Origin of the sequence: Burkholderia sp. JKS000303 (assembly GCF_002563755.1) — a bacterium.
Classification (GTDB): Bacteria; Pseudomonadota; Gammaproteobacteria; order Burkholderiales; family Burkholderiaceae; genus Burkholderia; species Burkholderia anthina_B.
The window spans coordinates 231,091-254,155 of sequence record NZ_PDBZ01000005.1 but is presented as its reverse complement, the minus strand read 5'-3'; the positions used below and the strand labels follow the sequence as shown (position 1 = coordinate 254,155).

General features: G+C 64.5%; 15 protein-coding genes. 11 read left to right on the top strand and 4 right to left on the bottom strand.

The features are described 5' to 3' along the window. Positions 1 to 92: 92 nt before the first annotated feature. From scpB to truB, 7 genes are all read left to right on the top strand, one after another. Positions 93 to 1,094, top strand: a complete 1,002-nt coding sequence (scpB, locus tag BX604_RS37570; protein ID WP_098557067.1) for an SMC-Scp complex subunit ScpB — start codon at positions 93 to 95, stop codon at positions 1,092 to 1,094. A gap of 60 nt (positions 1,095 to 1,154) precedes the next feature. Beyond that, positions 1,155 to 2,879: a 23S rRNA pseudouridine(2605) synthase RluB gene (gene rluB, locus BX604_RS37565; RefSeq protein WP_098557066.1), complete on the top strand. Its 1,725-nt coding sequence runs from the start codon at positions 1,155 to 1,157 to the stop codon at positions 2,877 to 2,879. A 398-nt stretch (positions 2,880 to 3,277) separates the two neighbouring features. Further along, a complete protein-coding gene (gene rimP / locus BX604_RS37560; protein WP_098557065.1) occupies positions 3,278 to 3,736 on the top strand; it encodes a ribosome maturation factor RimP in 459 nt (152 codons plus the stop codon). Further along, the gene (gene nusA, locus BX604_RS37555) at positions 3,736 to 5,211 is read left to right on the top strand and encodes a transcription termination factor NusA (protein ID WP_098557064.1); all 1,476 of its coding nucleotides are present in this window, start codon (positions 3,736 to 3,738) and stop codon (positions 5,209 to 5,211) included. The genes rimP and nusA overlap by 1 nt, the downstream gene beginning before the upstream one ends. A gap of 91 nt (positions 5,212 to 5,302) precedes the next feature. After that, the gene (infB, locus tag BX604_RS37550) at positions 5,303 to 8,224 is read left to right on the top strand and encodes a translation initiation factor IF-2 (protein WP_098557063.1); all 2,922 of its coding nucleotides are present in this window, start codon (positions 5,303 to 5,305) and stop codon (positions 8,222 to 8,224) included. 113 nt (positions 8,225 to 8,337) lie between these two features. Continuing rightward, on the top strand, positions 8,338 to 8,736 hold the full coding sequence (gene rbfA / locus BX604_RS37545; RefSeq protein ID WP_050012484.1) for a 30S ribosome-binding factor RbfA: 399 nt from the start codon (positions 8,338 to 8,340) through the stop codon (positions 8,734 to 8,736). Between the two features lie 13 nt (positions 8,737 to 8,749). After that, positions 8,750 to 9,682, top strand: coding sequence for a tRNA pseudouridine(55) synthase TruB (gene truB, locus BX604_RS37540; protein ID WP_098557061.1), 933 nt, complete (start codon positions 8,750 to 8,752; stop codon positions 9,680 to 9,682). Positions 9,683 to 9,774: 92 nt separating this feature from the next. On the opposite strand, the gene BX604_RS37535 is transcribed toward truB, so the two are convergent. The 4 genes from BX604_RS37535 to BX604_RS37520 all read right to left on the bottom strand — a co-directional run bounded on the left by BX604_RS37535 (position 9,775) and on the right by BX604_RS37520 (position 14,719). Next, positions 9,775 to 11,334: a DHA2 family efflux MFS transporter permease subunit gene (locus BX604_RS37535; RefSeq protein ID WP_098557060.1), complete on the bottom strand. Its 1,560-nt coding sequence runs from the start codon at positions 11,332 to 11,334 to the stop codon at positions 9,775 to 9,777. A gap of 27 nt (positions 11,335 to 11,361) precedes the next feature. After that, complete coding sequence (locus BX604_RS37530; RefSeq protein WP_098557059.1) at positions 11,362 to 12,582, bottom strand: HlyD family secretion protein; 1,221 nt, start codon at positions 12,580 to 12,582, stop codon at positions 11,362 to 11,364. Between the two features lie 52 nt (positions 12,583 to 12,634). After that, on the bottom strand, positions 12,635 to 14,140 hold the full coding sequence (locus BX604_RS37525; protein WP_098557058.1) for an efflux transporter outer membrane subunit: 1,506 nt from the start codon (positions 14,138 to 14,140) through the stop codon (positions 12,635 to 12,637). Between the two features lie 87 nt (positions 14,141 to 14,227). Then, positions 14,228 to 14,719 carry a MarR family winged helix-turn-helix transcriptional regulator gene (locus tag BX604_RS37520; protein ID WP_098557057.1) on the bottom strand — a complete coding sequence of 164 codons (492 nt, stop codon included), beginning with the start codon at positions 14,717 to 14,719 and terminating at the stop codon, positions 14,228 to 14,230. Between the two features lie 327 nt (positions 14,720 to 15,046). Between BX604_RS37520 and typA the strand changes: the two genes are divergently transcribed. The 4 genes from typA (at position 15,047) to lpdA (ending at position 22,980) form a co-directional block, all read left to right on the top strand. Then, positions 15,047 to 16,873: a translational GTPase TypA gene (gene typA / locus BX604_RS37515; protein ID WP_098557056.1), complete on the top strand. Its 1,827-nt coding sequence runs from the start codon at positions 15,047 to 15,049 to the stop codon at positions 16,871 to 16,873. A 316-nt stretch (positions 16,874 to 17,189) separates the two neighbouring features. After that, on the top strand, positions 17,190 to 20,054 hold the full coding sequence (locus BX604_RS37505; protein WP_098557055.1) for a 2-oxoglutarate dehydrogenase E1 component: 2,865 nt from the start codon (positions 17,190 to 17,192) through the stop codon (positions 20,052 to 20,054). A gap of 136 nt (positions 20,055 to 20,190) precedes the next feature. After that, the gene (odhB, locus tag BX604_RS37500) at positions 20,191 to 21,468 is read left to right on the top strand and encodes a 2-oxoglutarate dehydrogenase complex dihydrolipoyllysine-residue succinyltransferase (protein ID WP_098557052.1); all 1,278 of its coding nucleotides are present in this window, start codon (positions 20,191 to 20,193) and stop codon (positions 21,466 to 21,468) included. Positions 21,469 to 21,549: 81 nt separating this feature from the next. Then, positions 21,550 to 22,980, top strand: coding sequence for a dihydrolipoyl dehydrogenase (gene lpdA, locus BX604_RS37495; protein WP_098557050.1), 1,431 nt, complete (start codon positions 21,550 to 21,552; stop codon positions 22,978 to 22,980). Positions 22,981 to 23,065: the final 85 nt, after the last annotated feature.

Sequence of the window (23,065 nt, the reverse complement as noted above, 5' to 3'; positions counted from 1 at the left end):
TATGACCGATCAGAATCGGGCGAGCGCGTCTTCCGTTCCTTTCGTCTGTTTGTTGATCCGGTTCGTTTGACCACAGGGTCTGGCCTAGCTGCATGAATACCCAAGAGGCGAAGATCGTCCTCGAGACTGCTTTGATCTGCGCGCAGGAACCGCTGAAGCTCGGCGATTTGCGCAAGCTCTTTGCCGACGGCGTGTCGGCTGACACGGTCCGCACGTTGCTCGAAGATCTGAAACAGGATTGGTCCGGTCGCGGCGTTGAACTGGTGGCGCTGGCAACCGGGTGGCGTTTTCAGAGCAAGCCGGCGATGCGCCACTTTCTGGACCGCCTGCATCCCGAGAAGCCGCCGAAGTATTCGCGCGCGGTGCTCGAAACGCTCGCGATCATTGCGTATCGGCAACCCGTCACGCGCGGCGACATCGAAGAGATTCGCGGCGTTACGGTCAATACGCAGGTGGTCAAGCAGCTCGAGGATCGCGGCTGGATCGAAGTGATCGGACATCGCGACGTGCCGGGGCGCCCGGCGCTGTACGCGACGACCAAGCAGTTCCTCGACGATCTCGGCCTGAAGGCGCTCGACGACCTGCCCGCACTCGAGGAGCCTGCCGCAAACATCGAGGCCGCGCTGCTCGCGCAGCAGGCGATGGACTTCGACGGCGATGCGCCGGTTGCCGACGATCAGCCGGAAGCAGGCGAAGCGGTGGCCGACGAGCCGTCGAATGACGCCGCGAGCGACGTCGCGGCGACGCAGGAAATGCCGAACCGCGATACGCTGGACGTTGATCGCGGGCAAGCGGAACAGGGCGGCGCCGAAGTAGCGCCGGCCGGCGTGCGGCCCGAGCCGCTGCGCGTGGAATGGAACGAGGAAGATCGCAAGCCGGCCGCCGACGCGGTTGCCGGAGACGGAGCGGAAGCGGCCGGCGACATGCCGGACAAGGCTGGCCAAGCCGACGCCTCACGCTCCCGTCCCGCGGACGGCGAGATGCTGGACGATACGTCCGACAGTCTTGCCGATGCCGTACGTAGTGCCAGTGCGCCCATCGACGCCGACGCACTGCCGGACGACGAAGCAGAACCCGAACAGCGCCGCGCCTGATCGCGGCCGACTTCTTGCCGCGCCCCCGCCGGGCGCGAGACCTGACATTTTGAGGTTGTTTTGACAGATATCCACGATATTGAATCGTCCGCGCCTGCCGTGCAGGCTGCGCGTGCCGACGATGCGCCGGAGCAGGATGCTTCGGCCGCGGGTGGTGACGAGCGTCCCCGCCGCGGCTTGCGGCGCGGCCCGCGCAGCCTGATCGCACGTCGCCGCGCGGCGGCCAAGTCGAAGGGCGCCGACGGCGAGCCGCAGGGCGGTGAAGGCGCGGAAGCGCAGCCGGCTGAAGCCGCGGAAGCGCAGCAGCCTGCCCGTGCGCCGCGCAAGGAAGGTGCGGCCCGAGGCGCGCGCAAGCCGGCCGGCAAGCGCGAAGGCGCAGCCAAGGCTGCCCAGGGCGCGCAAGGCGGCCAGGGGCGGCGCGGCGGTGCGGCGAAAGCCGAGGGCGGCGCAGCGAAGGCCGACAGCGAGGCGTCGCAGGACGAACTGTTTGCCTATGTGACGTCGCCGGCCTTCGACGCGGACAACTCGGCGGGCGGTAGCGGCGTGCGTGCGCCGATGCTGCGTCGCGGCCGTAGCCAGCCGACGAACAAGCGCGTGTTGTCACCGGACGACGACGCGCCGAAGCTTCACAAGGTGCTCGCGGAAGCGGGCATGGGCTCGCGTCGCGAAATGGAAGAGCTGATCGTCGCCGGCCGCGTGTCGGTGAACGGTGAGCCCGCGCACATCGGCCAGCGCATCATGCCGACCGACCAGGTCCGGATCAACGGCAAGCCGGTCAAGCGCAAGCTGCCGAACAAGCCGCCGCGCGTGCTGCTGTATCACAAGCCGACCGGCGAGATCGTCAGCCATGCGGATCCGGAAGGCCGTCCGTCGGTGTTCGACCGCCTGCCGCCGATGAAGACGGCGAAATGGCTCGCGGTCGGCCGTCTCGACTTCAATACCGAAGGTCTGCTGATGCTGACGACTTCGGGCGATCTCGCGAACCGCTTCATGCATCCGCGCTACAGCGTCGAGCGCGAATATGCGGTGCGCGTCGTCGGCGAGCTGTCCGAAGGCATGCGGCAGAAGCTGCTGCACGGCGTCGAACTCGATGATGGTCCGGCAAACTTCCTGCGCATTCGCGATGGCGGCGGCGAGGGCACGAACCACTGGTATCACGTCGCGCTGGCCGAAGGCCGCAACCGCGAAGTGCGCCGGATGTTCGAGGCGGCCGGCCTGATGGTGAGCCGCCTGATCCGTACGCGTCACGGTCCGATTCCGCTGCCGCGCGGCCTGAAGCGTGGTCGCTGGGAAGAGCTCGACGAGGCGCAGGTGCGCAAGCTGCTGGCGACCGTCGGCCTGAAGGCGCCGACCGAGGAAAAGGGCAAGCGCGGCGCGGGTGGCCAGGCCGAGCGCCGCCAGCCGGATCCGATGCAGACGTCGATGGGCTTCATCAGCCGTGAGCCGGTGCTGACGACGCACGGTCAGCTCGATCAGCCGCGTCGCGGCGGTGGCGGTGGTCGTCGCGGCGGCCCGGGCCTGCCGGGTCTGAGCGGCTACGGCAGCCTGCCGGTTTCGCCGTCGGGTCACGGCAATCGCTCGGGCGGCGGTCGCGATGTCGACGGCAACCGCGCGTCGTATGGCGCCGGTCCGAAGCGTGAAGGCGCCGGTGGCAAGCGCGGCGGCGGCAAGGGCGGCAACCGCACGCCGAACGGCAATCGTGCCGAAGGCGCCGGTAACGGCGGTGGCGGTGGTGGCCGTGGCGGTCAGCAGCGTCCGCAGCGCAACCGCTCGCGCGGTCGCTGAGCGCTTCTGGCGTACCGTGGCGTGAAGCCGCGGTGTGCCGACGGAATCGACGTCGTTTCGGTTTGGTCGGCACGTCGCTGACTATATATATCGCGCAGCCGGATTGTCCCGCTTCGTCGGGTGATCCGGTTTCGTATTTTTGGTCGGTAAAGGCGGGCTGGACGCCGCTTTTACCGGCTGGCTTGGCGTTTGCGCCAAAAATCGCTATAATCGCGGAGTCGCTGGGCGTACGGATTCAATGTGCGGCTCAGGTGCGACCACCAGTAAGAAGATGGGCGTTCAGCCCATTTTTTTTTGCTGAAACGGTTAGGCATCTCGGGTAGCGCTTCCTGCGCCGGCTAAGGCGCGCGCCCGCGGGTGAATCGCGAGCGGCGGGCGCGAACACCTGAGAGGACACTGTGCAACTGACGGAACTGATAGAAACCACGGTCACCGGGCTCGGCTACGAGCTGGTGGAACTCGAGCGCACTGGGCGCGGCATGCTTTGCATCTACATCGATCAGCCTGCCGGCATCTCGCTCGAAGATTGCGAAAAGGTTACGCGTCAGCTCCAGCACGTCTTGACGGTCGAAAATATCGATTACGAACGGCTCGAAGTCTCGTCCCCGGGGCTCGACCGCCCGTTGAAGAAGCTGGCCGACTTCGAGCGCTTCGCCGGCAGCGAAGTTTCCGTGACCTTGAAAAAGCCGCTGGACGGGCGCAAGACGTACCGGGGCATTCTGCACGCGCCGAATGGCGAAACGATCGGTTTGGAATTTGAGAGGGAGAAGGGCGAGGCAGCCATGCTGGATTTCACGCTGGCCGATATCGATAAAGCCCGCCTGATTCCGCAAGTTGACTTTAGGAGCCGCAAATAATGAGTCGCGAAGTGTTGATGCTGGTGGATGCGCTGGCGCGCGAGAAAAACGTCGACAAGGATGTGGTGCTGGGCGCCCTCGAGGCTGCGCTCGCGTCCGCGTCCAAGAAGCTGTTCGACGAAGGCGCCGAAATCCGCGTCCATATCGATCGCGAAAGCGGCGAGCACGAAACCTTCCGTCGCTGGCTCGTCGTCCCCGACGAGGCAGGCTTGCAGGAGCCGGATCGTGAGATCCTGCTGTTCGAAGCACGTGAGCAGAAGTCCGACGTCGAAGTCGGCGAATTCATCGAGGAGCCGGTGCCGTCGATCGAGTTCGGCCGTATCGGCGCGCAGGCTGCGAAGCAGGTGATCCTGCAGAAGGTGCGCGATGCCGAGCGCGAGCAGATCCTGAACGACTACCTCGAGCGTGGCGAAAAGATCATGACGGGAACGGTGAAGCGCCTGGACAAGGGCAACTTCATCGTCGAATCGGGCCGTGTCGAAGCGCTGCTGCGCCGCGACCAGCTGATCCCGAAGGAAAACCTGCGCGTGGGCGACCGCGTGCGTGCGTACATCGCGAAGGTCGACCGCACCGCGCGCGGCCCGCAGATCGAACTGTCGCGTACGGCGCCGGAATTCCTGATGAAGCTGTTCGAGATGGAAGTGCCGGAAATCGAGCAGGGCCTGCTCGAGATCAAGGCAGCGGCTCGCGATCCGGGCGTGCGCGCGAAGATCGGCGTGATCGCCTACGACAAGCGGATCGATCCGATCGGCACCTGCGTCGGCATCCGCGGCTCGCGCGTGCAGGCCGTGCGCAACGAGCTCGGTGGCGAAAACATCGACATCGTGCTATGGTCGGAGGATCCCGCCCAGTTCGTGATCGGCGCGCTCGCGCCGGCAGCTGTCCAGTCGATCGTCGTCGATGAAGAAAAGCACTCGATGGACGTCGTCGTCGACGAGAACGAGCTGGCTGTCGCGATCGGCCGCAGCGGTCAGAACGTTCGCCTTGCCGGCGAACTGACCGGCTGGCAGATCAACATCATGACGCCGGACGAGTCCGCCCTGAAGCAGGGTGAGGAACGCGACCGCCTGCGTGCGCTGTTCATGGCGCGTCTCGACGTCGACGAAGAAGTTGCCGACATCCTGATCGACGAAGGCTTCACGAGTCTCGAAGAAATCGCTTATGTGCCGCTCAACGAAATGCTCGAAATCGAGGCATTCGACGAGGACACCGTGCATGAGCTGCGCAACCGCGCACGCGACGCATTGCTGACGATGGCGATCGCGAACGAAGAAAAGGTCGAGAATGCAGCGCTGGATTTGAAGGGCCTCGACGGCATCACGCCGGAGTTGCTCACGAAGCTGGCCGAACATGGCATGCAGACGCGGGACGATCTCGCCGAGCTGGCCGTGGATGAACTGGTCGACATGACCGGGATGGAAGAAGATGCCGCTAAGGCGTTGATCATGAAAGCACGTGAACATTGGTTCCAGTGAGAAATGACCATGGCGCACTGATTTGATGGCGGCCGTATGGCCTGACCCGATGCTAACAGCAAGGAATCGGTCCTTGCACTAAGAGGAATGAATGGCGAGTAACAACGTAGCCCAATTTGCCGCGGAACTGAAAATGCCTGCTGGTGTGCTGCTCGAACAGCTGCAGGCAGCGGGCGTCCAGAAAGCGAGTGAAGACGATGCGCTGTCCGAAGCGGACAAGGCGCGTCTGCTCGATCATTTGCGCAAGTCGCATGGCGCAACCGACGGCGACAAGCGCAAGATCACGCTGACCCGCAAGCATACGTCGGAGATCAAGCAATCTGACGCGACGGGCAAGGCTCGCACCATTCAGGTCGAGGTCCGCAAGAAGCGCACGTTCGTCAAGCGCGACGAAGTGAGCGAGGGTGCGGAACAGGGTCAGGCGCAGGTCGCCGAAGCGGATGACGACGCAGAACTGAAGCGTCGCGAGGAAGAGGCGCGCCGCGAGGCCGAGCTGCTCGAGAAGCAGGCGCAGGAGCTGCGCGAGCGTCAAGAGCGCCTCGAGCGCGAAGAAGCCGAGCGTCGTGCCCGCGAGGAAGCGGCTGAAGCCGAGCGTCGTCGCGCCGAGGAAGAGGCTGCGACGAAGCGTGCCGCGGCCGAAGCCGCTGCAGCTCAGCAGGCTGCTGCCCAGCAGGCCGCCGAGGCCAAGCAGGAAGCGGCGGGTGCGCAGTCCGCGCAGGATGAAGCACGCGCGGCCGCAGAACGCGCGGCGCAGCGCGAAGCGGCGAAGAAGGCCGAAGACGCTGCCCGCGAGGCGGCGGACAAGGCGCGCGCCGAGCAGGAAGAGATCAGCAAGCGTCGCGCGGCAGCAGAAGCCGAAGCACGCGCGATCCGCGAAATGATGAACACGCCGCGCAAGGCCGTGGTCAAGGCAGTCGAGCCGCCGAAGCCGGTGGAACCGCCGAAGCCGGCCGAAGCGAAGGGCACGCTGCACAAGCCGGCCAAGCCTGCTGGTGCAGGCGCGCAAGCACGTCCGGCCGTGAAGAAGCCGGCAGGTGCAGCGCCGGCGACGACGCAGGCTCCGGCAGGTGCGGGCGATCGCAACAAGAAGCCGGGCGGCGGCAAGGGCGGCTGGCAGGACGACGCAGCGAAGCGCCGCGGCATCAAGACGCGTGGCGATTCGAGCGGCGGTGTTGACCGCGGCTGGCGCGGCGGCCCGAAGGGTCGTGGCCGTCACCAGGACAGCTCGTCGACGTTCCAGGCACCGACCGAACCGATCGTGCGTGAAGTGCACGTGCCGGAAACCGTTTCGGTTGCCGATCTTGCGCACAAGATGTCGATCAAGGCCTCGGAAGTCATCAAGGTAATGATGAAGATGGGCCAGATGGTCACCATCAACCAGGTGCTGGACCAGGAAACGGCGATGATCGTCGTCGAAGAACTGGGCCACCGCGCGGTTGCCGCGAAGCTGGACGATCCGGAAGCGCTGCTGGTCGAAGGCGAGACCAGCACCGACGCAGAGCAACTGCCGCGTCCGCCGGTCGTCACGGTGATGGGTCACGTCGACCACGGCAAGACCTCGCTGCTCGACCACATCCGCCGCGCGAAGGTTGCAGCGGGTGAAGCGGGCGGCATTACGCAGCACATCGGCGCTTACCACGTCGACACGCCGCGTGGCGTCATCACGTTCCTCGATACGCCGGGTCACGAAGCGTTCACGGCAATGCGTGCACGCGGCGCGAAGGCGACCGACATCGTGGTGCTGGTGGTGGCTGCCGACGACGGTGTGATGCCGCAGACGAAGGAAGCCATTGCTCACGCGAAGGCGGGTGGCGTGCCGATCGTCGTCGCGATCAACAAGATCGACAAGCCGGACGCGAACCCCGATCGCGTCAAGCAGGAGCTGGTCGCGGAAGGCGTCGTGCCGGAAGAGTACGGTGGCGATTCGCCGTTCGTGGCGGTGTCGGCAAAGACGGGCGCGGGCATCGACGATCTGCTCGAGAACGTGCTGCTGCAAGCCGAAGTGCTGGAACTGAAGGCACCGGTCGAAGCGCCGGCCAAGGGCATCGTGATCGAAGCGAAGCTCGACAAGGGCAAAGGCCCGGTCGCGACGATCCTGGTGCAGTCCGGTACGCTGAATCGTGGCGACATCGTGCTGGCAGGCACGGCCTATGGCCGCGTGCGTGCAATGCTCGACGAGAACGGCAAGCCGACGAAGGAAGCTGGCCCGTCGATCCCGGTCGAAATCCAGGGTCTGTCGGAAGTGCCGGGTGCAGGCGAGGAAGTGATCGTGCTGCCGGACGAGCGCAAGGCGCGCGAAATCGCGCTGTTCCGTCAGGGCAAGTTCCGCGACGTCAAGCTGGCGAAGCAGCAGGCCGCGAAGCTGGAAAGCATGCTCGAGCAGATGGGCGAAGGCGAAGTGCAGAACCTGCCGCTCATCATCAAGGCGGACGTGCAGGGCTCGCAAGAAGCACTCGTGCAGTCGCTGCTCAAGCTGTCGACCGACGAAGTGCGTGTGCAGATCGTGCACAGCGCGGTGGGTGGCATCAGCGAAAACGACGTCAACCTGGCAACGGCATCGAAGGCGGTCATCATCGGCTTCAACACGCGTGCGGATGCACAGGCGCGCAAGCTGGCCGAGTCGAACGGTATCGACATCCGCTACTACAACATCATCTATGACGCAGTGGATGAGGTGAAGGCGGCGATGTCGGGCATGCTGGCGCCGGAGAAGCGCGAAGTCATCACCGGTATGGTCGAGGTGCGCCAGGTGTTCAAGGTGCCGAAGATCGGTACGGTCGCTGGCTGTATGGTCACCGACGGTATCGTCAAGCGCTCGTCGTCGGTTCGCGTGCTGCGCAACAACGTCGTGATCTTCACGGGCGAACTCGAATCGCTGAAGCGCTTCAAGGACGACGTGAAGGAAGTCAAGCAAGGCTTCGAGTGCGGTATGTCGGTGAAGAACTTCAACGACGTCACCGAAGGCGACCAGTTCGAAGTATTCGAAGTGACCGAAGTCGCACGGACGCTGTAATCGTCGCGTATCGGCTCATGGGGCGGGGCAGGCTTGGGCCTGTCCCGCCCATTTTCATGGTGGCGTGCCAACGGCGCGCCGCTTTATCCTGATAAACGGATCACGGATCGATCATGTCCAGGAAACGTACCTCCCCCAATCGCAACGTTCAGATTGCTGACCAGATTCAGCGCGATCTGTCCGAACTCATCATGCGCGAGGTCAAAGACCCGCGCGTCGGCATCGTGACCATCCAGAGCGTCGAACTCACGCCGGACTACGCGCATGCGAAGGTCTACTTCACGGCGCTCACCGGCGATCCGGACAAGACGCAGGAAGCGCTGAATCACGCGTCGGGTCACCTGCACAACCTGCTGTTCAAGCGCCTGCACATTCATACCGTGCCGACGCTGCATTTCCACTACGATCAGACGATCGAGAAGGCGGTGGAAATGTCGCGCCTGATCAAGGAAGCCAACTCGACGCGCGCGAAGGACGACGACGAAGCCGACGCGCCCGCGAAGGACGACTGAGCTCGCACGCCCTATGACGACTGCAGCAAACCAGCGTCCACGCGTGCCGCGGCGCGCGCTGGACGGCGTCCTTTTGCTCGACAAGCCGATCGGGTTGTCGAGCAACGATGCATTGATTCGCGCGAAGCGCCTGCTTCTCGCGAAGAAGGCGGGTCATACCGGCACGCTCGATCCGCTGGCCTCGGGCTTGTTGCCGCTGTGTTTCGGCGAGGCGACGAAGTTTTCGCAGGACTTGCTCGAAGCCGACAAGACCTACGAAGCGACGATGCGTCTCGGCGTGCGCACGACGACCGGCGACGCGGAAGGCGATGTGCTCGACACGCGTGCCGTCGAATGCGACCTCGCGGCGGTGGAAGCAGCGCTTGCGCGTTTTACCGGCGCGATCGTGCAGGTGCCGCCGATGTATTCGGCGCTCAAGCGCGACGGCAAGCCGCTGTATGAATACGCACGCGCGGGCCAGACCGTCGAGCGGGAAGGCCGCAACGTGACGATCCATGCGCTCGATCTGCTCGCTTGCGAACTGCCGGATGTGACGTTTCGTGTGACCTGCAGCAAGGGCACCTACGTGCGGACGCTCGCGGAAGATATCGGCGAAGCGCTCGGTTGCGGTGCGCATCTGACGATGCTGCGCCGCACGGGTGTCGGCGCGCTGACCCTCGAGCATGCGGTGACGCTCGACACGCTGTCCGACGCGGCCGAAGCGGCACGCGACGCGTGGCTTCAGCCGGTCGACGCGCTGCTGTCGACGTTTCCGCTGGTGCGGCTCGACGAAGCCAGCGCGAAGCGCTTCCTGCACGGTCAGCGCCTGCCGCTGTCGGCGCTCGATGCGATCGACGCGGCAGAAGGCGACCGTGTACGCGTGTACGACGCCCAACGCCTGCTTGGCGTGGCGCGCAAGGCCAACGGCGTGCTCGCCCCCGAACGTCTCGTCGTGACGGCTGAGTGACGTGAGGCGCGCAAGCGCCATCGTCGGAACGAAAAAAACCCGGTCGGAATCGACCGGGTTTTTTGTTTGGCGCGTTGCTTTGAGCGTGATGCTCAGTGCGCAGCCGACGCCGCCGCCCCCGCATCGCCGCCGCCCGCGCGTTCGGGCTTCGTGATCCAGATCAGCCCGATCAGCAGCACGAAGATCGCCGCCGAAATGTAGAACAGATCGTTCACGCCGAGTTGCGCAGCCTGCTGCGTGGCCATGTTGTTGATCAGGCCATGAGCCTGCTCCTGCGTGAGCCCGAGGTTGCCCATCTGCGTGACGGCCTGGTTGAACGTCGGGTTATACGGATTCGTCTGCTCGACCAGCTGCGCGTGGTGGAAGTTGTTCCGATGATCCCACGCGGTCTGGAAGATCGACGTGCCGATACCGCCGCACATGATCCGCACGAAGTTCGACAGGCCCGATGCCGCGGGAATGCGGTGGCCGGGCAGGCCGGACAGCGTGATCGACACGAGCGGGATGAAGAAGCCGGCCATCGCGATGCCCTGCACGAGCGTCGGCAGCGTCAGCGACCATTCGTCGACGCCGGTCGTGTAGCGCGAACGCATCCAGAAACACAGCGCGAACGTCAGGAAGGCGGCGGTCGCGATGTAGCGCGGGTCGGTGCGCGGCAGGAACTTGCCGGTCAGCGGTGACAGCAGGATCGCGAACAGCCCGACGGGCGCCATCACGAGGCCCGCATCGGTTGCGGTATAGCCGATCTGGGTCTGCAGCCACAGCGGCAGCAGCACGAGGTTGCCGAAGTAGAGCCCGTAGCCGACCGCCAGCGCGATCGTGCCGCCGGTGAAGTTACGCATCCGGAACAGCGACAGGTCGACGACCGGATGTTCCGCGGTCAGCTCCCAGATCACGAAGAACGCGAACGAGATGATCGCGATCAGCGCGAGCGCGACGATCGTGGTCGACGCGAACCAGTCGAGATCCTTGCCCTTGTCGAGCATGACCTGCAGCGAGCCGACCCACAGCACGAGCAGCGCGAGGCCGACGCCGTCGATCGGCGCGCGGCGCACCGTCGATTCGCGCGTGCGATAGATCGACCACGTGGCAAGCGCTGCGGCGATGCCGACGGGGATGTTCACGTAGAAGATCCACGGCCACGAATAATTGTCCGAGATCCAGCCGCCGAGGATCGGCCCGGCGACCGGCGCGATCAGCGTCGTCATCGACCACAGGGCGAGCGCCATCGGCGCTTTCGCGCGGGGATAGCTGGACAGCAGCAGCGATTGCGACAGCGGAATCATCGGCCCGGCGACCGCGCCCTGGAGCACGCGCGACGCGAGCAGGAACGGCAGGGTCGGCGCCAGCCCGCACATCCACGACGAGATGACGAACAGGATGATCGACGCGAGGAACAGGCGAACCTGCCCGAAGCGGTCGGTCAGCCAGCCCGTCAGCGGCACCGAGATCGCGTTGGCGACCGCGAACGACGTGATGACCCACGTACCCTGGTCGGAAGACACGCCGAGGTCGCCCGAGATGGTCGGGATCGCGACGTTCGCGATGGACGTGTCGAGCACGTTCATGAACACCGCGAGCGATACCGCGATCGTTCCGAGCACGAGTTGCCCGCGCTGCAAGGGCGGGTGGGAGACAGGAGCCTGTGCCATGTCGGTAGTTTTTCCGGAATCGAGCCGTTACATCATCTTGGCGGTGCCGTTCGACTTCGCCGCGGCCGGTGCCGCTGCCGCGTTGCCGCCGGCGTTCGCCGCGATGATGCGAGCGATTTCGGCGTCGGCTTCGTCACCGTACTTCGCGAACACGTTGGTCTCGTAGACCGTGTTCTGCGCGTTGGCGAGCTGGTCGCCGCGCTCATCCTTGATGTTGACGTCGACCTGCATCGACAGGCCGATGCGCAGCGGGTGCTTCTCGAGGTCCTTCGGATCGATTTCGATACGCACCGGCAGGCGCTGCACGACCTTGATCCAGTTGCCCGTCGCGTTCTGCGCCGGCAGCAGCGAGAATGCCGAGCCCGTGCCGGCCGAGAAGCCGACGACCTTGCCGTGGTACACGATCGACGAGCCGTAGATGTCGGCTGTCAGTTCGACCGGCTGCCCGATGCGCATGTGATTGAGCTGGACTTCCTTGAAGTTCGCATCGACCCACACGGCGTTCAGCGGCACGACCGACATCAGCGGGTTGCCCGGCGACACGCGCTGGCCGACTTGCACCGAGCGCTTCGCGACATAGCCGGTGACCGGCGCGGGCAGCACGTTACGTGCGTTCGCGAGGTACGCGTCGCGCACCTTCGCTGCGGCCGCCATCACGTTCGGGTGCGATGCGATCGTCGTGTTCGCGGTCAGCGCGCGGTTCGAGGCGAGCTGCTGCTGTGCCGCGTCGACCGACGCCTGTGCGGCGCGCACGGCGTCGCGTGCGTGGGAAATCTCTTCCTGCGACACGGCGCCCGTTTGCGCGACGGCCAGGCGGCGACGCAGGTCGTCCTGCGCCTTCGACAGGTCGGAATCGCGCAGCGCGACTTGCGCGCGGTACTGGTCGTCGTTGACGAACAGGCCGCGCACTTGGCGCACCGTCTGCGCGAGGTTCGCTTCGGCCTGCTGCAGCGCGACTTGCGAATCGGCCGGATCGAGCACGACCAGCGGATCGCCGGCCTTGACCGTCTGCGTATCGTCGGCCTTCACGGCGATGACCGTCCCCGTGACCTGCGGCGTGATCTGCACGACGTTGCCGTTCACGTAGGCGTCGTCGGTCTCTTCATGGAAGCGCGCGACGAGGAAGTAGTACAGACCGTACGCGATGGCCGCGATCACGATGACCGCGATCAGCAGCGTCATCATCCGTTTGCGCTTCCCGTTGTTCTGCGGCTGTGCGCTGGCGGCGTTTTGTTGAGGGTCGCTCATGGCGATTTTCTCCGTCCGTTATTTCGAGTGTCTGCGTAGTGGTGGCGCCGGATCAGTTGGCGGCCTGTTTTGTCTGCTTGCCGGTGTCGGGCGCGTCGGGCGCCGCGAGTCGCGTGCCGGTCGCGTCGAACCCGCCGCCGAGCGCCTTGATCAGCGCGAGCTGCATGTCGCGCCGGCGCATCTTCAGGTTGGTCACGGTCTGTTCCGATGCGAGGCGGTTGCTGTCCGCGGTCAGCACTTGAAGCTGCGGCGACAGGCCGGCTTTGTAGCGGATCACGGCGAGGTCGTACGCACGCGTCGACGCGTCGAGCGCGCGCTGCGCGTCGTCCATCTGGCGATCGACCGCGCGGATCGACGCAACTTGCGTCGCGACGTCGTTCAGTGCGTTGATCAGCGTCTGGTTGTAGTTCGCGACCGACAGGTCGAAGTCCGCATAGCGACCCTTGAGCTGCGCGCGCAGCGCGCCGGCATCGAAGATCGGCAGGTGGATGGCCGGGCCGAACTGCGCCTGACGGCTCGCGAAGTTCAGGAATTTGCCCCAGCCGAACGCATCGAAGCCGAAGCCGGCCGCGAGGTTCACGTCCGGGAAGAACTCCGCCTTCGCTTCCTTCACGTCGTGCATGGCGGCTTCGACCTGCCAGCGCGCGGCGACGATGTCGGGGCGGCGCGCCACGAGGTCGGCCGGCAGGTTGCCGGGCAGCGCCACATCGGCGGTCGGGTTCAGCACCGGCGCGGCGATCTGCAGCCCGCGGTCCGGACCCTTGCCGAGCAGGGCGGCGAGCTGGTAGCGCACGGTCGTGATCTGGCCGTCGAGGTCGGACAGCGACGCCTGGGTCGTCGCGATATTGCCGCGTGCGGTCTGACGTTCCACGTTGGTGTCGAGGCCGGCCGACACGCGCCCGTCGGTGATCTTGCCGACCGTCTGGCGGTTGGTGATCTCGCGTTGGGCGATGTCGCGCAGCGCATAGAGTTGCGCGAGCGAGTTGTAGGTGCGGGCGACCGACGACGCGAGCGTGACGCGCGCCTGCTGCATGTCGGCTTCGGCGGCCTTTTCCTGCGACACGGCCGTGTGCAGGCGTTCGCGGTTCTTGCCCCACAGGTCGAGATCCCACGATGCACTCGCGAGCGCATTGTTCTCGCTGTACCACTGACCGCCGTACGGCGGCGGGAACAGCGCGTTCGACGAATACAGCTCGCGCGTCCACGAGTAGCTGGCCTCGGCCTTCGGCATCAGGTTGGAGCGCGACGTCTCGATGTACGACGACGCCTTCGCGATACGCGCTTGCGCCTGCGCGATCGACGGGTTGCCCTGGAGCGCCTCGTCGATCAGCTTCGGCAACTGCGGATCGCCGAACTGGTTGGCCCAGTCGAGCGCTGGCCAGTGGCCGCCCTGGGCCGGCAGGCTCTGGGTGGTTTCGAATTGCGACGCGGGAGCGATCTGCTTGTCGCTCTTGATGCCGATGTAGTTCGCGCAGCCTGCCAGCGCCAGCGCGGCAACCGCGGCGGCGACGGCGGCGCGGCACGAACCGGCGCGCACGGACAACGGAGTAGATTTCATCGCGCTGAGCCCTGACTCGGAATGAATGATGGACACTGCAAGGATTTCCTTACATTAATCTGTCAAAAGTTATTGTTATGGCAACTATTACGTGACACTGCCACCTGCCGTCTCGCAATAGTTGCTGAGAATGCGGCGCAGCATGCTCTTCAGGAACCCGACTTCCTCCGGCGTAAATCCGCCCAGCAGTTCGTCGAGCACGCTGCGGAACACCGGCGGCAGCCGCTCGGCTAGCGCACGGCCTTCGTCGGTCAGTTCGAGACGCACGACCCGCCGATCCTCGATGCTGCGCACGCGGCACAGCAGGCCGCGCTTCTCGACGCGGTCGAGCAGGCGAGTGACAGCGCTCGCGTCGATTCCGTATTCCCGCGCGAGTTCGGCGGCCGTCGAGCATTTGCCGACCGCGATCATGAACAGCATGCTCGCCTGCGTGCCGGTGATGCCGAGCTCTTCCTGCGTGCGTTGCGTGACGAGGTTGGTCATGACCGACTTCACGCGCGACATCAAATAACCGACGCTGTCGTTCATCTGATACGAAGACAGCGGCGAAACGGGCGGTTGGGAAGTGGAATCCGACATAAAACCCTGAATCTGCAATAGTTGACTAGGCAGCAGTATAGGCACAATTGTTTGCCGCGGCAAATGTTAATCGAACCGTCCAGGGTGCGCTCCGTGGCCCCCAATCCCCTTGTCGAAGTAAGGGTTTTCGGTCGGCTGGCGGAGGCCCCGAACGGTCGATTCGGCGCGCAAGGGAAAGGGGAAGAGGCGTGCTGTTTGTTGCGTTGCGGTGGGCAGTCCGGCTCCCGACATTCGCACGTGCTATAATTTGTGGTTTCCAAGCTGCAATGCGCGCGCACGTGTCGAACGAGCGTGCGCGTTTGCGCGTTCAACGATTTCCAGGTTTCTATGACCCGCGCCCTTCGCAATATCGCCATCATCGCTCACGTCGACCACGGCAAGACTACGCTCGTCGACCAACTGCTCCGCCAGTCCGGCACCTTCCGCGAGAACCAGCAGGTTGCCGAGCGCGTGATGGACTCGAACGACATCGAAAAAGAGCGCGGGATCACGATTCTCGCGAAGAACTGCGCGGTTGAATACGAAGGCACGCACATCAACATCGTCGACACGCCGGGGCACGCGGACTTCGGTGGCGAGGTGGAGCGCGTGCTGTCGATGGTCGACTCGGTGCTGCTGCTCGTCGACGCCGTCGAAGGCCCGATGCCGCAAACGCGCTTCGTCACGAAGAAGGCGCTCGCGCTCGGTCTGAAGCCGATCGTCGTCGTCAACAAGATCGACCGTCCGGGCGCGCGGATCGACTGGGTCATCAACCAGACCTTCGACCTGTTCGACAAGCTCGGCGCGACCGAAGAGCAGCTCGACTTCCCGATCGTCTACGCATCGGGCCTGAACGGCTACGCGTCGCTCGACCCGGCGGCTCGCGAAGGCGACATGCGTCCGCTGTTCGAGGCGATCCTCTCGCACGTGCCGGTTCGCCCGGCCGATCCGGAAGCGCCGCTGCAGCTCCAGATCACGTCGCTCGACTTTTCGACGTACGTCGGCCGGATCGGTGTCGGCCGCATCACGCGTGGCCGCATCAAGCCGGGTCAGCCGGTCGTGATGCGCTTCGGCCCGGAAGGCGACGTGCTGAACCGCAAGATCAACCAGGTGCTGTCGTTCAAGGGCCTCGAGCGCGTGCAGGTCGAGTCGGCCGAAGCGGGCGACATCGTGCTGATCAACGGTATTGAAGACGTCGGTATCGGCGCGACGATCTGCGCGGTCGATACGCCGGAAGCGCTGCCGATGATCACCGTCGACGAGCCGACGCTGACGATGAACTTCCTCGTCAACTCGTCGCCGCTGGCTGGCCGCGAAGGCAAGTTCGTGACGAGCCGCCAGATCCGCGATCGCCTGATGAAGGAGCTGAACCACAACGTTGCGCTGCGCGTGAAGGACACGGGCGACGAAACGGTGTTCGAAGTGTCGGGCCGTGGCGAGCTGCACCTGACGATTCTCGTCGAGAACATGCGTCGCGAAGGCTACGAGCTGGCCGTGTCGCGTCCGCGCGTCGTGATGCAGGAAATCGACGGCGTGCGTCACGAGCCGTTCGAGCAACTGACCGTCGACGTCGAAGACGAACACCAGGGCGGCGTGATGGAAGAGCTCGGTCGCCGCAAGGGCGAAATGCTCGACATGGCGTCGGACGGCCGCGGCCGCACGCGTCTGGAGTACAAGATCTCGGCGCGTGGCCTGATCGGCTTCCAGAGCGAATTCCTGACGCTCACGCGCGGTACGGGCCTGATGAGCCACATCTTCGACTCGTACGCACCGGTCAAGGACGGCTCGGTCTTCGAGCGTCGCAACGGCGTGCTGATCTCGCAGGACGACGGCGCAGCGGTGGCATACGCACTGTGGAAGCTGCAGGATCGCGGCCGCATGTTCGTGAAGCCGGGTGACGCGCTGTATGAGGGCATGATCATCGGCATCCACAGCCGCGACAACGACCTCGTCGTGAACCCGATCAAGGGCAAGCAGCTGACGAACGTGCGTGCGTCGGGTACCGACGAAGCCGTGCGTCTCGTGCCGCCGGTCCAGATGTCGCTCGAATACGCGGTCGAATTCATCGACGACGACGAGCTCGTCGAAGTGACGCCGCAGTCGATCCGTCTGCGCAAGCGCTTCCTGAAGGAGCACGAGCGTCGTCGCGCGAGCCGCGAAGGCGCGGTCGACTAAGCGTCGATTGTTCTCGTGCATGACGAAAAAGGCCGCCTACGGGTGGCCTTTTTTGCATCTGCGCAATGTGCAACCGGATGGCCTGCAAAACACTGTTTCCACGGGTCGCTGCAATCGGGCGAAACCCCGTCGCGCGGTGCTTTCAGGCACATTTCGTCGTGAACTTCGGTATCGGTTCTGTGATATGCTGCGCGCACGCAAGTTTAGGTCCTTCCAAGCAAGACTTGATTCGCAATCCGCTAAACGGTCAGGCCGTGTCGCGGAAGGTTGAGTAACCCGCTATTTCTCGAGAAGCTCGAAGAAAGGTGAGCGTAAAATGTCAGATGTAATGAAGCAGTTTCAGCTGAACTCCTATCTGTTCGGCGGCAATGCTTCGTACGTTGAAGAACTGTACGATGCATACCTCAACAATCCGGCATCGGTGCCGGAGAACTGGCGCGAGTATTTCGACGCGTTGCAGAACGTTCCTGCAACCGACGGCTCGAATGCCAATGACGTTGCTCATTTCCCGATCGTCGAATCGTTCGCCGAGCGTGCGAAGGCCAATGCCTTCATCCCGCGCGAAAGCACCAGCAATCTGGCAACCGCGCGCAAGCAGGTTCACGTCCAGTCCCTGATTAGCGCCTATCGCTTCCTCGGCTCGCAATGGGCCAATCTGGATCCGCTGAAGCGTCGCGAACGTCCCGCCATTCCCGAACTCGAACCGGCTTTCTACGACTTCTCGGAAGGCGACCTCGACCAGACGTACAGCGCGAGCAACCTGTATTTCGGTTTCGACCAGGCTTCGCTGCGCGACATCGTCAAGGGCCTGCGTGACACGTACTGCGGCACGATCGGTGCCGAGTACATGTACATCAGCGACCCGGAGCAGAAGCGCTGGTGGCAGGAGCGCCTGGAATCGACCCGCGCGACGCCGGCTTTCTCGGCCGACAAGAAGAAGCACATCCTGAATCGCCTGACGGCCGCTGAAGGCCTCGAGCGTTACCTGCACACCAAGTACGTCGGCCAGAAGCGCTTCTCGCTCGAAGGCGGCGAGAGCTTCATCGCGGCGATGGACGAAGTCGTCCAGCACGCGGGCAAGAGCGGCGTGCAGGAAATCATCATCGGCATGGCTCACCGCGGCCGCCTGAACGTGCTGGTCAACACGCTGGGCAAGATGCCGGCTGACCTGTTCGCCGAATTCGAAGGCAAGCACGTCGACGACCTGCCGGCGGGTGACGTGAAGTACCACAAGGGCTTCTCGTCGGACGTGTCGACGGAAGGTGGCCCGGTTCACCTGTCGCTCGCGTTCAACCCGTCGCACCTCGAAATCGTGAACCCGGTGGTTGAAGGTTCCGCGAAGGCGCGGATGGACCGTCGCGGCGACGAAGACGGCCTGCAAGTGCTGCCGGTGCAGATCCACGGTGACGCGGCCTTCGCTGGCCAGGGCGTCGTGATGGAAACGCTGAACCTCGCGCAGACGCGCGGTTACGGCACGCACGGCACGCTGCACATCGTCATCAACAACCAGATCGGCTTCACGACGTCGGACCCGCGCGATGCGCGCTCGACGCTGTACTGTACCGACGTGGTCAAGATGATCGAAGCGCCGGTGCTGCACGTGAACGGCGACGATCCGGAAGCGGTCGTCCTCGCGATCCAGATCGCGATCGACTACCGGATGCAGTTCCACAAGGATGTCGTGATCGACATCGTCTGCTTCCGCAAGCTGGGTCACAACGAGCAGGACACGCCGGCGGTCACGCAGCCGCTGATGTACAAGAAGATCGCACAGCACCCGGGCACCCGTGCGCTGTACGCCGAGAAGCTCGTGCAGCAGGGCGTGATCGCCGCGGAAGACGTCGACGGCTACGTGAAGGCGTACCGCAAGGCGATGGACGACGGCCACCATACCGTTGATCCGGTCCTGTCGAACTACAAGAGCAAGTACGCGGTCGACTGGGTTCCGTTCCTGAACCGCAAGTGGACGGACGCAGCCGATACGGCCGTGCCGCTCGCCGAACTGAAGCGTCTCGGCGAACGCATCACGACGGTTCCGGAAAACTTCAAGGTTCACCCGCTCGTCGAGCGCGTGATCAACGACCGCCGCAACATGGCGCGTGGCGACCAGCCGCTCGACTGGGGCATGGGCGAACACCTCGCATTCGCGTCGCTCGTCGCATCGGGCTACTCGGTGCGCCTGACGGGCCAGGACTCGGGCCGCGGCACGTTCACGCACCGTCACGCGGTGCTGCACGACCAGAACCGCGAGCGCTGGAACGACGGCACGTACGTGCCGCTGCAGAACATCGCTGAAGGCCAGGCGAAGTTCACGGTGATCGACTCGGTGCTGTCGGAAGAAGCAGTGCTTGGCTTCGAATACGGTTACTCGACCGCCGAGCCGAACACGCTCGTGCTGTGGGAAGCGCAGTTCGGCGACTTCGTCAACGGCGCGCAGGTCGTGATCGACCAGTTCATCTCGTCGGGCGAAGTGAAGTGGGGCCGCGTGTCGGGTCTCACGATGCTGCTGCCGCACGGCTACGAAGGCCAGGGTCCGGAGCACTCGTCGACCCGTATCGAACGTTTCCTGCAACTGTGTGCTGACCACAACATGCAGGTCGTTCAGCCGACGACGCCGGCGCAGATTTTCCACCTGCTGCGTCGCCAGATGATCCGCCTGTTCCGCAAGCCGCTGATCGTCGCTACGCCGAAGTCGTTGCTGCGCCACAAGGAAGCGGTGTCGGACCTGTCGGAACTCGCGAAGGGTTCGTTCCAGCCGGTGCTGGGCGAAACCGACGGCGGCATCGACGCGAAGAAGGTCAAGCGCGTGGTGGCCTGCTCGGGCCGCGTGTATTACGACCTCGTTGCGCATCGCCGCGAAGCGAAGGCGAACGACGTCGCGATCATCCGTATCGAGCAGCTGTATCCGTTCGCGCACAAGCAGTTCGAAGCCGAAATGAAGAAGTACGAGAACGCGACTGAAGTGGTCTGGGTGCAGGACGAGCCGCAGAACCAGGGTCCCTGGTTCTACGTCGAGCACCACCTGAAGGAAGGCATGAAGGAAGGGCAGAAGCTGGCATACAGCGGCCGTCCGGCTTCGGCCTCGCCGGCGGTTGGCTACTACGCGAAGCACTACGAGCAGCAGAAGGCCCTCATCGAAGGTGCTTTCGGCCGCCTGAAGAGCGCATCGATCGCGAAATAATCGACGTCAAGCGAAACGGGAAGGCGCGCTGCGCTTTCCCGTCTCTTTTGGCCCGCCGGGCGCGTTGCGCGCCGCACCGGCCGAAGGAATCGCACGAACCTCGTCATTACCCAGATTAAGCATCCAGGAAAATCACATGGCTATCGTAGAAGTCAAAGTCCCCCAGCTTTCGGAGTCGGTTTCGGAAGCCACCATGCTGCAGTGGAAGAAGAAGCCGGGCGAAGCAGTCGCGCAGGACGAAATCCTGATCGAACTCGAGACGGACAAGGTCGTGCTCGAAGTGCCGGCACCGGCAGCGGGCGTGCTCACGCAAGTGCTGCAGAACGACGGTGACACGGTCGTTGCCGACCAGATCATCGCGACGATCGACACCGAAGCGAAGGCCGGCGCGGCCGAAGCAGCGGCGGGCGCCGCAGAAGTCAAGCCGGCAGCAGCGCCTGCTGCAGCCGCACCGGCAGCGCAGCCGGTTGCTGCAACCGCATCGAGCTCGGCTGCCGCATCGCCGGCCGCAGCGAAGCTGCTGGCCGAGAAGGGCCTGTCGGCAGGCGACGTCGCAGGTTCGGGCCGCGACGGCCGCGTCACGAAGGGCGACGCGCTGTCCGCAGGCAGCGCACCGAAGGCTGCTCCGGCCGCCGCACCGGCGAAGACCGCCGCTGCCAAGCCGTCGCTGCCGGAAGTGAAGGTGCCGGCGTCGGCCACGACGTGGCTGAGCGACCGTCCGGAACAGCGCGTGCCGATGTCGCGCCTGCGTGCGCGTATCGCCGAGCGTCTGCTCGAATCGCAGCAGACCAACGCGATCCTGACGACGTTCAACGAAGTCAACATGCAGCCGGTCATGGACCTGCGCTCGAAGTACAAGGACAAGTTCGAGAAGGAACATGGCGTGAAGCTCGGCTTCATGTCGTTCTTCGTGAAGGCGGCCGTGCACGCGCTGAAGAAGTTCCCGCTGGTGAACGCGTCGATCGACGGTAACGACATCGTCTACCACGGCTACTTCGACATCGGTATCGCAGTTGGTTCGCCGCGCGGTCTGGTCGTGCCGATCCTGCGCAACGCGGATCAGCTGAGCCTCGCCGAAATCGAGAAGAAGATCGCCGAATTCGGCCAGAAGGCGAAGGACGGCAAGCTGTCGATCGAAGAAATGACGGGCGGTACGTTCTCGATCTCGAACGGCGGCGTGTTCGGCTCGATGCTGTCGACCCCGATCATCAACCCGCCGCAATCGGCAATCCTCGGCGTGCACGCGACGAAGGAGCGTCCGGTTGTCGAAAACGGCCAGATCGTGATCCGTCCGATCAACTACCTGGCGCTGTCGTACGACCACCGGATCATCGACGGCCGCGAAGCGGTGCTGTCGCTCGTCGCGATGAAGGATGCGCTGGAAGATCCGGCGCGCCTGCTGCTCGACCTGTAAGCCGAGTCTCACTGCATTGACCCGCTCCGCACGCTCGCGCACCTGCGCGACCGTGCGGACGCACAAGTAGAAAGGATTGTCATGTCCAAGGAATTTGACGTCGTCGTGATCGGCGCCGGCCCCGGCGGCTACATCGCCGCGATTCGCGCCGCGCAGCTCGGCAAGACGGTTGCCTGTATCGAGAAGTGGAAGAACCCGGCCGGCGCGCTGAAGCTCGGCGGTACGTGCCTGAACGTCGGTTGCATCCCGTCGAAGGCGCTGCTCGCGTCGTCGGAAGAGTTCGAGAACACGTCGCATCACCTGGCCGACCACGGCATCACCGTCGACGGCGTGAAGATGGACGTCGCGAAGATGCTCGGCCGCAAGGATGCGATCGTCGAGAAGATGACGAGCGGGATCGAGTTCCTGTTCAAGAAGAACAAGATCACCTGGCTGAAAGGCCATGGCAAGTTCACCGGCAAGACCGACGCCGGCGTGCAGATCGAAGTGAGCGGCGAAGGTGAAGCCGAAGTCGTCACCGCGAAGAACGTGATCATCGCGACGGGCTCGAAGGCACGTCACCTGCCGAACCTGCCGGTCGACAACAAGATCGTGTCGGACAACGAAGGCGCGCTGACGTTTGACGCAGTGCCGAAGAAGCTCGCCGTGATCGGTGCAGGCGTGATCGGCCTCGAGCTCGGCTCGGTGTGGCGTCGTCTGGGTGCCGAAGTGACGGTGCTCGAAGCGCTGCCGGCGTTCCTTGGCGCAGCTGACGAAGCGCTCGCGAAGGAAGCGGCCAAGCTGTTCAAGAAGCAAGGCCTCGACATCCATCTCGGCGTGAAGATCGGCGACGTGAAGACGACCGCCGACGGCGTGTCGATCGCTTACACGGACAAGGACGGCAACGCGCAGACGCTCGACGCCGACCGCCTGATCGTGTCGGTCGGCCGTGTGCCGAACACCGACAACCTCGGCCTCGAGGCAATCGGTCTGAAGGCGAACGAGCGCGGCTTCATCGACGTCGACGACCACTGCCGTACGGCCGTGCCGAACGTCTACGCGATCGGCGACGTGGTGCGTGGCCCGATGCTCGCGCACAAGGCGGAAGACGAAGGCGTGCTGGTCGCGGAAGTGATCGATGGCCAGAAGCCGCACATCGACTACAACTGCATTCCGTGGGTGATCTACACGTACCCGGAAATCGCGTGGGTCGGCAAGACGGAGCAGCAGCTGAAGGCGGAAGGCCGCGAGATCAAGTCGGGCAAGTTCCCGTTCTCGATCAACGGCCGCGCGCTCGGCATGAACGCGCCGGACGGTTTCGTGAAGATGATCGCGGATGCGAAGACCGACGAACTGCTCGGCGTGCACGTGATCGCAGCGAACGCGTCGGACCTGATCGCGGAAGCCGTGGTGGCGATGGAGTTCAAGGCGGCGTCGGAAGACATCGCCCGCATCTGCCATCCGCACCCGTCGATGTCGGAAGTGATGCGCGAAGCGGCGCTCGCCGTCGACAAGCGCTCGCTGAACAGCTGAGCGCGGTCTAGCGCCGGCCGGCCATCGGCTGGCGCAGCCGTTTCATGACGAAGGCGGGCGGGTTTTTCCCGCTCGCCTTTGTTTT